This window comes from Providencia sp. PROV076, from assembly GCF_028483405.1.
Taxonomy (GTDB): domain Bacteria; phylum Pseudomonadota; class Gammaproteobacteria; order Enterobacterales; family Enterobacteriaceae; genus Providencia; species Providencia huaxiensis.
The window spans coordinates 56,197-68,702 of record NZ_JAMPRR010000033.1 but is presented as its reverse complement, the minus strand read 5'-3'; the positions used below and the strand labels follow the sequence as shown (position 1 = coordinate 68,702).

11 protein-coding genes are annotated in these 12,506 nt (G+C 40.9%); 8 read left to right on the top strand and 3 right to left on the bottom strand.

Going from position 1 to position 12,506, the window contains the following annotated elements; genetic code table 11:
* On the bottom strand, positions 1-1,620 hold a 1,620-nt coding region (dpiB, locus tag PSF67_RS18800), incomplete at its 3' end, for a sensor histidine kinase DpiB (protein WP_272677457.1).
* Positions 1,621-1,988: 368 nt separating this feature from the next.
* Here dpiB and citC point away from each other — a divergent pair.
* From citC to PSF67_RS18760, 8 genes are all read left to right on the top strand, one after another.
* On the top strand, positions 1,989-3,065 hold the full coding sequence (gene citC / locus PSF67_RS18795) for a [citrate (pro-3S)-lyase] ligase (protein WP_195698532.1): 1,077 nt from the start codon (positions 1,989-1,991) through the stop codon (positions 3,063-3,065).
* A complete protein-coding gene (gene citD / locus PSF67_RS18790) occupies positions 3,062-3,358 on the top strand; it encodes a citrate lyase acyl carrier protein (protein ID WP_102139287.1) in 297 nt (98 codons plus the stop codon). Before citC ends, citD begins: the two co-directional genes overlap by 4 nt.
* Complete coding sequence (gene citE / locus PSF67_RS18785) at positions 3,358-4,254, top strand: citrate (pro-3S)-lyase subunit beta (protein ID WP_272677455.1); 897 nt, start codon at positions 3,358-3,360, stop codon at positions 4,252-4,254. The genes citD and citE overlap by 1 nt, the downstream gene beginning before the upstream one ends.
* 10 nt (positions 4,255-4,264) lie before the next feature.
* Entirely contained in the window at positions 4,265-5,791 is a 1,527-nt protein-coding gene (citF, locus tag PSF67_RS18780) for a citrate lyase subunit alpha (protein WP_102139289.1), read from the top strand.
* A gap of 3 nt (positions 5,792-5,794) precedes the next feature.
* Positions 5,795-6,334 (top strand): citrate lyase holo-[acyl-carrier protein] synthase, encoded by a 540-nt coding sequence (gene citX / locus PSF67_RS18775; RefSeq protein ID WP_102139290.1) that lies wholly within the window; start codon positions 5,795-5,797, stop codon positions 6,332-6,334.
* Positions 6,321-7,211 carry a triphosphoribosyl-dephospho-CoA synthase CitG gene (gene citG, locus PSF67_RS18770; RefSeq protein WP_166266965.1) on the top strand — a complete coding sequence of 297 codons (891 nt, stop codon included), beginning with the start codon at positions 6,321-6,323 and terminating at the stop codon, positions 7,209-7,211. The genes citX and citG overlap by 14 nt, the downstream gene beginning before the upstream one ends.
* A 249-nt stretch (positions 7,212-7,460) precedes the next feature.
* Positions 7,461-8,894, top strand: a complete 1,434-nt coding sequence (locus PSF67_RS18765) for an anion permease (RefSeq protein ID WP_102139292.1) — start codon at positions 7,461-7,463, stop codon at positions 8,892-8,894.
* A 454-nt stretch (positions 8,895-9,348) separates the two neighbouring features.
* Entirely contained in the window at positions 9,349-10,401 is a 1,053-nt protein-coding gene (locus PSF67_RS18760) for a 4-oxalomesaconate tautomerase (RefSeq protein WP_272677452.1), read from the top strand.
* Between the two features lie 44 nt (positions 10,402-10,445).
* Here PSF67_RS18760 and PSF67_RS18755 read toward each other — a convergent pair whose 3' ends face one another.
* Positions 10,446-11,585, bottom strand: coding sequence for an AAA family ATPase (locus tag PSF67_RS18755; protein ID WP_210843347.1), 1,140 nt, complete (start codon positions 11,583-11,585; stop codon positions 10,446-10,448).
* A complete protein-coding gene (locus PSF67_RS18750) occupies positions 11,582-12,292 on the bottom strand; it encodes an RNA ligase family protein (RefSeq protein WP_272677458.1) in 711 nt (236 codons plus the stop codon). The genes PSF67_RS18755 and PSF67_RS18750 overlap by 4 nt, the downstream gene beginning before the upstream one ends.
* Positions 12,293-12,506: the final 214 nt, after the last annotated feature.

Below are 12,506 nucleotides of genomic sequence, written 5' to 3'. Positions count from 1 at the left end.
CACTTTCGGAATAAATATTGAAAATACTGTACCATGCGGTTGGTTTTCTTCAATAAGAACCGCCCCATTACAGCGTTTAACATAAGACGCAACAAGATAGAGCCCGATACCATGGTTATCTGCCACATCAGTTTTGGTTGTCACACCGCGCTCGAACCATTTACTTTGAATTTCTGGCGGGAAACCACACCCCTGATCCGCGACTTCAATGACAATCTCCCTTCCTTCATCAGAAAGGTATAATTCCACTTGTTTATTACCCTGATTATTTTGCAAACTTGCTTCAAATGCATTATCAAGTAGATTCCCCAATATGGCACAAAATTCAGTACTATTTAATGAATTAGGTAATTCATGTAACTGGCTACCTGCTGTAAATTTTAGTTGTAACCCTAACTCTTTGGCTCGATGGTGCTTACCAAATAATAAACCAGCGACTTGCTTATCAAAAAACTGCCCACGGAGTGTATCAATTAATTGTTGCTGAGATTCTGATTCTCCTTTAATCAGTGCCAACGCTTGGTCATACTCTTTCATTTGCAATAACCCGCTAAGTGTTGACATCCAATTAAGGTGTTCGTGCCGTAAAGTCCGTAAACTCTCTATATATTGACGAACTTGGGTCAACTGAGAGTTTAACGATTCAATATCATTTTGGCTACGAAAGCTAATAACCGCCCCCACAAGATGTTCTTCATCACGAATTGCCACACGGCTTGCAATCACATTTAGGCCATTAAACTCACAAATTACATCATGCTTGGTCGTTTCAATATCAGTAATAAAAAAATCAACTGGCGAAATATGCTCCGACACAAAAGTGCCCGTTAACTGGCCCAATGGCTTGCTTAGAGATAACATTTTCCGAGCATTAGAGTTAATATTAATTATTTTCCCTTGAATATTTACTGCGATAATACCTTCAAAAACAGCATCAAATATCCCTTTTTGCACTAAGACTAATTGCGTTATTTCTTCAGGCTCCATACCCAGCATTTGTTTTTGAATTAAACGTGAAAATGCCCACGATAAGAAGAGCAATATAATCAGTATCCCTAAAAAGGTAGCACCTGTTTGTACGAACAATTCACTACGTGATGTGTCTATTTTGTTGGATAGGTAACCAATGGACACAACGCCAATCACTTTGCCTTGTTCATCAAAAATAGGCGTCTTTGCTCTAACCGCATTTCCCATCGAGCCTTCACCATTAATGAAATAGCTTTCCCCTTTCTCTAAGGCTCCTGGCTTGTTCCACTGCATTTGAAAACCAATTTTTTGGCTATTTGGATGATATAAGCGAATTGATTTTTCATCACCAATAACCACATAATCGTAGTTAGAATCTTGGTTTAGTTTGTCAGCAATAACCTTCAGCCTCGGAATATCTCTATTCTTTACTGATTGCACAACACCATCAATAGAAGCAATCAGCTTTGCTTGGCTCATCGCCAATGATTGAATGTTCGCAATCAATCGATTTTCAGCTGTATCCGTAAAATATTTACCCAACCCGAGAGTTAAAAAAACAGAAACTATCAATAACAGAAAAAATACTCGTACTGAAAATGAAACTGAATTTACTTTTTTCAATGAAGAGAGCGCATATTCTTTTTTCATGTTATATCTCGTTACTGGCTGAAAAGTAAAAATTTTGTTAACTCAATAATGATAGGATAACCGATAAATCAGATTCAAGCCAAAGGTATAATACACATATTAATAATTAAACACATTAAAACCAAGCAATAAAAAACTTATCAAGTAATTAAAAACTTTAAAACCATTAAACAAATACAATCTCATTTGAGAAACATGAAATAGGTCAAATATATTAACTACAGTACCTTTAATATAAATATCAAAGAGGGTAATTAAATAAGAAAATCTATTTATTATTATAAGAAAAGCAAAAGAGAATTTATTTAATTAACTTTAACATTAGCAACATTTTAAAAACATCTCTAAATGAGATGCAGGATACTATTATGTTCGAAAACATAACGTTTAACCAAGTAAAACGTCATGAGAACAGGAAACTTGCTGAAATAACTCAGTTTTTAAAGGAAAACGATTTAGAGCTTGATTCAAGCATTGACGTTTTCATTACTATTTCTCGCAATGAAAAATTAATTGCGTGTGGAGGATTAGCCAAAAATGTTATTAAGTGCGTTGCTATTAGTGATGAAGCTCGAGGTGAAGGCCTTGCATTAAAATTAGCAACAGAACTGGTTAATCTTGCTTACGAAAATAATACAACTCATTTATTTATTTATACCAAATTTCAAAATGAAAACCTATTTCAACAATGTGGTTTTCATACCATTGCCACTGTTCCTGATATTATGGTGTTGATGGAAAACAGTTGTTGTTATCTAAAGCGTTATATCGAAAGTTTAAAAGCACAACGTAAAGAAGGAAAAAAGATTGGTGCAATCGTCATGAATGCCAATCCCTTCACACTAGGCCACCGCTATTTAATAGAGCAAGCTGCGAAAGCCTGTGATTGGCTACACCTATTTGTTGTCAAAGAAGACACATCGCGTTTTCCTTATAAAGTAAGATTAAATTTAATCGAAGCAGGAACCAAAGGAATAGAAAACCTCACGATTCATAAAGGCTCCGAATATATTATTTCTCGGGCGACTTTTCCTTGCTACTTTATTAAAGACAAAACGGTTGCTAATAACTGTTATACCGAAATAGACATTAAGATATTTCGCCAATATATCGCCCCTGCTCTGGGGATAACCCATCGATTCGTAGGCTCGGAACCTTTTTGCCAAGTCACCAACCAATATAACCAAGACATGCGCTTTTGGTTAAAAACCGATGCTATGAATTTTCCACCTATAGAACTCGTTGAATTTCCGCGAACAATCATCAATGGAACGGCAGTTTCTGCCTCACAAGTGAGACGATTGCTCGCTAAAAAAGATCTTGCGGCAATTAAGCCGATTGTGCCTGAGGCAACCTATCAATATTTGCAAGAGATGGTTGCCAACCAAATCGCATCAGCTCAAAGCCACACCGAAAGTTCTGAATTAGCCATAGGTGAAATATGAAGATAAAGCACGCAGCAGTAGCTGGCACACTTGAATCAAGTGATGTCATGGTTCGCATAGAACCGCTAGAAGACACTCAAGAGGTCTCAATACAAATTACCAGTAGCGTTGAAAAACAGTTTGGAGATGCTATCGCAAAAATCGTACAAGACGTTATCCAACAACATGATATTCAAGGGGCACAAATCATTGTAGATGATAAAGGTGCTCTGGAATGTGTACTTAAAGCCCGTTTAGAAGCTTTACTGGCTCGCGCCTGTGATATCGACTACCTGCCTTGGGAGGATAAATAATGACTCCAGAACAAAAATCACGTACACGCAGAAGTATGCTATTTGTTCCCGGTTCCAATGCAGCGATGTTGAGCAATTCCTTTATTTATAAAGCCGACGCTTTGATGTTCGACCTTGAGGACTCAGTCACTTTACGCGAAAAAGATACCGCTCGTCGCTTAGTTTACCATGCATTGCAACATCCACTTTATCAAGATATTGAAACCATTGTACGGGTCAATGCATTAGATTCCGCTTTTGGTGTTGCTGACCTTGAAGCGGTTGTTCGCGGTGGTGCGAAAGTCGTCCGTCTTCCTAAAACAGATACTGCGCAAGATGTGATTGATATTGAAAGTGAAATCTTACGTATAGAAAAAAGTTGTGGCCGTGAAGAAGGTAGTACCGGTTTGTTAGCGGCTATCGAATCACCAATGGGCATCACTCAAGCAGTGAATATTGCTCATTCATCACCAAGACTTATAGGCATCGCATTAGGTGCCGAGGACTATGTCCGCAATTTGCGCACCGAGCGGTCTCCAGACGGCGTAGAACTCCTCTATGCTCGGTGCGCCATTTTACAAGCCGCTCGCTCAGCAGGTATTCAAGCATTTGATACCGTTTATTCTGATGCGAATAATGAAGAAGGTTTCCTACGCGAAGCCGCTCACATTAAACAACTCGGCTTTGATGGCAAATCATTAATTAACCCAAGACAAATTGAGTTACTTCATAATTTATATGCACCAACTCAAAAAGAAATCGACCATGCACAGCGTGTTGTTGAAGCCGCTGATGCTGCAGCCCTTGAAGGTAAAGGCGTAGTTTCATTGAACGGAAAAATGGTCGATGGCCCAGTTATTGACAGAGCTCGCCTCGTGTTATCACGAGCAGCATTATCAGGAATTAGGGAAGAGTGAGGCAATAAAAATGACAAATAATACTCAGCGCCAGGCTCGCGTATCAGCCTACTTACAACCAAATATTGACGATGTTCTACGTGAATTTAAAGATATCGGTAAAGTACAGCAGCAGGTGCAAAAACCGAGAAATCGCAAATTGTGTGATGATTTGCAAGTCGCTATTCGTCGTTCTGGCCTTAAAGACGGTATGACAATTTCTTTCCATCACGCCTTCCGTGGTGGAGATCTTACCGTCAACATGGTGATGCAAGTTATTGCAGAGATGGGCTTTCGCAACTTAACACTTGCATCCAGTTCATTAAGTGCTTGCCATTCACCACTTGTTGAACATATTCGTCATGGCGTTATTCGTAAGATTTATACCTCTGGTATCCGAGGCCCACTCGCTGAAGCCATTTCACGCGGCGAATTAGAAGAACCTGTACAAATTCATTCACATGGTGGAAGAGCTAATTTGATTCATAGCGGTGAACTCGTTATTGATGTGGCATTTATTGGCGTACCATCATGTGATGAATACGGTAATGCAAACGGATATACCGGAACGGCTTGCTGTGGTTCTTTAGGTTACGCCAAAATTGATGCAGAAACTGCAAAAAAAGTGGTGATGTTAACGGAAGAAATACTCGATTACCCCCACAACCCATCCAGTATTAAACAGGATGAAGTCGATTATATCGTCAAAGTTAAACGTGTGGGTGATGCGGATAAAATCGGGGCAGATGCGACTCGTATGACGTCAAACCCTCGTGAGCTTCTGATTGCTCGTACTGCTGCTGATGTTATCGAAAAGTCGGGCTACTTCAAAGAGGGTTTTTCACTACAAACCGGTACGGGTGGTGCTTCTCTTGCCGTTACTCGTTTCCTTGAAGATAAAATGAGACGCCATAATATTACTGCAGGATTTGCCTTAGGTGGCATCACATCAACCATTGTCGACTTGCATGAAAAAGGCTTAATTCGCAAATTATTAGACGTTCAAAGCTTCGATAAAGCAGCGGCTGAGTCGCTCGCTCGCAACCCAAATCACATTGAAATCAGTGCAAATCAATACGCTTGTTTTGATTCAAAAGGTGCATCTGTTGATATGCTTGATGTCGTTGTGTTGAGTGCGTTAGAAATCGATACACGCTTTAATGTCAATGTATTAACGGGTTCTGATGGTGTTATTCGTGGTGCATCTGGTGGCCATAGCGATACTGCCGTTGCCTCTAAACTGTCTATTATTGTTGCCCCTCTAGTGCGTGGACGCATTCCAACTTTAGTGGACGAGGTGCTCACTTGCGTAACGCCGGGATCAAGTGTGGATATTTTGGTCACTGACCATGGGATCACCGTTAACCCTGCTCGCCCTGAATTAAAACAACAACTTGAAAACCAAGGCATCAAAACCGTTTCAATGAGCTGGTTAAGAGAGCGTGCACAATTACTCACTGGAACGCCTAACCCAATTGAATTTACAGATAAAGTCGTTGCTGTTGTGCGTTATCGTGATGGCTCAGTCATTGATGTTGTACATCAAGTGAAGGAGTAAACTATGTTTTGCCCACTGCCTGATACTCAAGAGCAATTTGAAATTTCTTTACCTGAACTGTTGGATAGCCGAGATGCCCGTCTGGCTCGTCAACAAGCATGGATTGGTCTCCATCAGGTAACCTTGATTTCATTTACTGTCGTTTTTCCAGGAGCTGTCAAAGACAACTCTCTTGTTAGACATGTGTTTAATCAGGGCCTAAATGCGCTTAAACAAATTGCTTCATGCGGGCAGTGGGTGTTTTTATCACAACAATCGTGGGCGCTAAAAACTGGGCCGGAATGTTTGGTCGCTGTTGATGGCGATGCTATCGAGATTAAAAAGGCGTTAATTCACCTAGAAGAGTCGTCCCCCGTTGGTCGATTATGGGATTTTGATGTATTTGATGCGAATGGGCAGCAATATTCGCGCTCCCAGTTAAATTTACCACCAAGGCAATGCTTAGTTTGTGAAAATGAAGCGAAAATTTGTGCTCGTCAACGGACACATTCATTGGTAGAGATACTTAATCGTATTGAGGAGCTAGCGAATGCAACCTATTAAACAGCTCAGCCATATAAATGAGAAATTAACTCGCTATTACAGCCAATTAGCATGGCAAGCGATGTTAGCCGAAGTGAATTTGACACCTAAACCTGGGTTAGTTGATAAACACAATACCGGCGCTCATAAAGATATGGCACTCACTGACTTTCATTTAAGTGCCAATGCCATCGCGGTACATTTTCCTCGATTTTTACAGGCAGGTGCTCAATATAAAAATTGTCTTATCGATCAACTATTACCCCTCATTCGTCCTATCGGCATAGATTGCGAGAAGTCGATGTTCCGCGCGACTAAAGGGGTTAACACCCATAAAGGCAGTATTTTTTCCTTGGGTTTAGTTTTAACCGCAATAGGCCGTTTGATTGCACAACAACAATTTGTTTCACCTGAAAGTGTGAGCTTATTGGTTGCCAGTATGTGTAAGGGAATTACCAATGAACTTAAACAAAAAACCGAAAACCCTACCGCAGGCCGCCGCTTATATCAGGAACATGGGTTAACAGGCGCAAGAGGTGAAGCGGAAGGCGGTTATTCGTTAGTAATCAAACATTCACTTCCTTATTATTTGCAACAACTTGCTAAAGGTAAACTAGCCGATATCGCCCTACTCGATACCTTAATTCTACTCATGAGCCTGAATGATGATACAAATATTGTTAATCGTGGTGGCGTCAACGGATTAACATGGGTAAAGCAACGCGCAGAACAGCTATTAGTCACTGGTATTAATACCCATGATGACTTAGTTAAGGTTAAACAATTCGACAGTGAATGTATTCAACTAAACATGAGTCCAGGAGGAAGTGCGGATTTATTAATTTTGACTTGGTTTTTTGCCCGATTACCCAGCCAGTCTTTAATTAACATGAAGTAATTATTTTAATATCAATTAACACAGGAATAATTTAAAAAATAAAAACAAATTAACCAAATAAAAACCAATTAATTATTTAAATAAATTATATACCTTAGAATGAATGAGTAATGAAAATAAGATTCATTATATTCATTCAAGATACAGCCATATTAAAAACATTGTCATTTTAACAAATTCCTAATATTAAAGTTCATTCAATTTAATATTAAATAAATTTAATATTGATTTAATCAAGGAAATTGGCTTATGCAAAAAGAAAAAATATGGAAGCTATTAGTCTTAATAGCCATTCCAATTATTATTGCTTTAATACCAACACCTGCGGGGCTACCACATATTGCATGGTTGCTATTTGGTCTTTACCTTGCCGCTATTGTTGGATTGGTACTTAAACCCTATTCAGAGCCTGTTATTTTATTAGCCACTATTGCTGCCAGTGCGGTAATTATTGGGGTAACAGGGACTAAAGATGTCAAAGCAAGTGAAGTTTTAAGCGGATATGCATCCGGTACGACATGGCTTGTATTTGCTGCATTTACTCTGAGTGCTGCCTTTGTTATTACTGGCTTAGGTAAACGTCTTTCTTATATTTTGATTGGCAAGTTAGGCGGTACAACATTAGGGCTCGGTTATGTAACCGCAATCCTTGATTTAATTATCGCGCCTGCGACGCCATCTAATACCGCACGTGCTGGAGGGATTGTTTTCCCAATCATCAATAGTGTGGCCGTTGCTTTAGGGTCTGATCCAGAGAAAAGCCCACGAAAAGCGGGTCACTACCTCCTCGTCAACGTCTATATGGTGACCAAAACCACCAGCTATATGTTCTTAACCGCAATGGCACCGAATGCACTCGCCCTTGCCATGATGAGTGACATTATGGGCATCCATTTAAGTTGGGGCGGATGGGCGCTTGCAGCCTCTGTACCTGGTTTAATTATGCTGATTTTGACACCATTAATGATCTACAAACTGTATCCACCTGAGTTGAAAAAGGTGAACAATAAAGAGATCGCAGCCAAAGGCCTTGAAGATTTAGGCCCAATGACTATGCGTGAAAAATTGCTAGGTATTGTCTTCATTATCGCGCTGTGCGGCTGGATTTTCTCTGATCTTATCGGGGTCAGCGCTTCTAGCGTCGCGATTGCGGTTATGGCATTAACTCTGATCCTCGGTGTTGTAACTTGGGATGACGTGCTGAAGAATAAAGGCGGCTGGAATACCCTGATTTGGTACGGTGGTATTATCAGTATGTCAGGCGTACTCACAAAAGCAGGTTTCTTCAAGTGGCTCGCAGATACCATGAGCCAATACCTTTCTTTCGGTGACCAAGCAATGCTAGCGTTCTTTGTCATCATGTTCATCAGTGTTGCCATTCGCTACTTATTCGCCTCTGGTGGTGCCTACGTTGCAGCCATGGTTCCGGTATTTGCCACTGTGGGTATGGTTGCTGGGGCTCCTCCGATGTTGCTCGCACTGGGATTATTGTTCTCAAATGCCTACGGCGGAAGCGTTACTCACTATGGCGGCGCGGCAGCACCTATCGTATTCGGTGCAGGTTATAACGATATCCGTTCCTGGTGGATCATTGGTGGGTTAGTTGCCTTCATTAGTTTATTCGTTCACATGACTATCGGTTTAGGTTGGTGGGAAATTTTAATCAGTACTGGATTAATTTAATTCTTAGTCAATAAATCGACACGACGGGCACCATCATGATTGTGCCCTATTTAACAACAAAATGATTAATTTCTCGCTGTTCCAGAGTTATTTGCAGTCTTGGCGCTATAACGTGAATTTTATTGGAGCAAGCTTAATTCTTTCTTAGGTTTACCTAATAATATTAGCCCAGCTTACCCTAAATAGTTCACGTTGTAGCAAGGCGGCAAAACAAAGACATCCCAAGGAGCATACATCAGTATGTGACTTGGGGGGCTGAGTGTAGCCAACACAGCTACAGCGTAATACTTAACGGGTTGGTTCACCCTCATTGTATTCACGGGTTTACCCTAAATAGTTCGCGTTGTAGCAAGGCGGCAAAACAAAGACATCCCAAGGAGCATACATCAGTATGTGACTTGGGGGGCTGAGTGTAGCCAACACAGCTACAGCGCGAAATATGACGGGTAAACAGATGAAAAAAATCCCTTGCACACTAATGCGTGGCGGAACCTCAAAAGGCGTATTTCTATTAGCCGATGACCTTCCCACTGATATTCAACAACGTGATGAACTGATCCTCGCTATTATGGGTTCTGGCCATGCTTTGCAAATTGATGGCATTGGTGGAGGCAGCCCACAAACCAGTAAAGTCGCTATTATTAGCTCTTCCGCCCACCCTGATGCCGATATTGATTACCTATTTGCTCAGGTTTCTATTACTGAACGTCTTGTTGATACAGCACCGAATTGCGGCAATATTCTTTGTGCAGTGGGTTCTTTTGCTATTGAAAAAGGATTAGTGCCCATCACGGGTGAAACAACCACGGTTAGGATCCGCAATGTAAATACGAATACTTTCATCAACTCTAGGGTACAAACCCCTGATGGCCATGTAACTTATGATGGTAATACCGAAATTGCTAGCGTACCCGGCCATGCAGCGCCTGTTGCACTGACATTTTTAAATGCTTGTGGAACAAAAACAGGGAAATTGCTCCCTACAGGCCATGCGATTGATACTATTGAAGGTATTGATGTCAGCTGCATTGATATGGCGACGCCAGTGGTATTAATTGATGCCCCTCAGCTTAACAAAACAGGTTATGAAACCGCGGAACAACTTGAAGCAGATACCGAGTTTATGCAAAAGCTAGAGGCTATTCGTATAAAAGCGGGTGCAATGATGGGGCTTGGTGATGTAAGTAAAAAAGTCATTCCTAAACCCATATTGATTTCACCTGCCATTCACGGTGGAACAATTAATGTCCGCTATTTTATGCCACATAAATGCCATGGTGCGCTTGCCGTAACGGGTGCTATTGCCATTGCCACAAGCACTATGATCCCGGACAGTATTACTCAGCAATACATTCAGCCTGTTGATATGAGCAACATTTCCATTGAGCATTTAAGTGGTAAATTTGAGGTATCATTAAGCCAGCAAGGCAACTCACCGGAAGGGCTTCAAGCTTCAATTGTTCGTACGGCAAGAAAACTGTTTGAAGGCAACGTATACGTTCCTTAAAACTAATAATAGCCTGCCTCTTATCTAGAGGCAGGTGATGAATTTTATTTTTCTGCAAGTAACGGTTCAAAATTGCCATCAATGTAATAGGAAACTTGATGAGCTTCATCTGGCGTCGGCAATTCCAACTTCCCGGCCATTTTTTCCATCACTTGCTCCGGTACCGCATATTGACGCTGTTGATTTTGTTGCCGCCACTGTTTAAATGGTACTTCCAAGTAAACTAAATGGATTTTTGCTTGATAGCGTTCAAATAAACTGATCATTGTTCCCCGTAATGAGGCACTCAGTGACGTCGCATTCCAAATAAAATGGGTTTTCGTGCGTAATAACTGTTTCGCTTGTTCTTTCGCTTGCTGAGCGACCCACCCTTGTGCATTTTTATCTGCTGGGTTGATTTTATGTTCTCGGCGAATATCATCTAAACAAACTACTGCCGTTTGTGGGTAAAACCGTTTGATGAAATGGTCTTTTCCCATCCCCGGTAAACCACATAACATAATCACTTCGCTTCCATTCTCTTCAAAAGGCTGGTAATCCGTGGTGCCTTTTTGATGATGAAAATACTGGAAGCGCCCAGCCGCTGACGCGAATGATTTAGGTTTGTTCCAGCAGCCCTGCTCACGGCAGAACAACTCAAATAGCTCGATTCTGACCAATAATTCTGCTTTATCTTCACACGTACGCCCTATCGCATCAGCTTTCGCTAACATGCACAATAAAGACATTTCAACCCGTAAAGATGCGGCAAATAACGTGCGTTCAGGATCTGGCTTTTCCATTAACCAAAGCGGTAAACCATGGAATCGAACTAAAGCCGCAATTTGTTCGCGAATAGCAAAAGGAGTTTCTATTTGTCGAAATAATATATTTCGTACAGATAACTCACCTTTTTTGGCATGTCCAGGTGAATGGATCCGCCCCTCTTCATCTTCTTTTGTCGTACTGCGTTTTTCGATGTCATGCAGCAAGGCTGCAGCCCAAACGATTTGTTGTTTAAGCTCAGGAAGCTGTTGATATTCAGGCAAACCTTCTAAAGCAGCTAACACCATTTGGGTGTGAATAGCCACGTTACCTTCCGCATGGTGCAAGCGGTCTTGCGGCACATACTGCATATCACGCACAAAATCGAACTGTTTTTCAAGCTGTGTCCAATCACGACATTGGGTTAATTGCCAACTCATGGTTGTTCTCCTTGTAATTCAAAGGCCAGCTTGGCTCTCTGCCAATGCCGCTTCCAGTGGATATCCGTTTTAACATGGTTTTTACGCACATATTTGAAAACATGCGCCATAAAATCATCCACATGAAAACCTTGGCTATCGCGGCTCACAATACCTTCCATGCTACAAGATTTACCCGTGTGAGTATCACGCGCAATAAATTGGCTATCTAATGATGCTGCAGTAATTAATGAACTTGCATATTCTTGCTTGCTCATGTGTTTACTGAGTGATAAATCTAATTGAGGGACGGTTGGGAAATCAAATAGAGCCGCATAGAATTGCACCTCTTCCCAACTGAGCCAATACTCCCCCTGCCTCACCGCAAACACATAGAAGTAATCTTCAATATGTTGATATTCAATGGAATGTATTGCGTAAAGGTTCTCACCGAATAGTTCAATATCCTCTAAATCATCTTTAATCAGCTGCCAACGTTGGCGAATTTGCTGGCTCCATGCTGATTGGGTTGGCGCTCCATGAGAGCGTGCAAAAACCCCGTGACGGTTTAAACAATTATTTTCACCATCCAGTTTTTCTGTATGAACCAGTTTGTCTATATTTTGGATGTGCGACCACCAATCGCTATTGATGCGATCATCACTCGTCGTACCTAGGGAGAACGGATAGTGATACGTTCTACCATACTTTCTTGATTGCATATTCATCATGCTTTCTCTAAAGAAATAGAAATAACCACAAATCTTTTTGCTAGATTTGCGTCTTTAATTGTTGAGAAATCAAGTGTAGGTATTACATATCTATTCCGAGTGACGGCCTCATTTTTACTTGGCTAATGGTTAAAATTAGCGAAATTGCAGGAAAACAATTGAATTTTAGTCTATTTGTCAAGAAAAAGGCTATCAATTTATTCCTAATCTT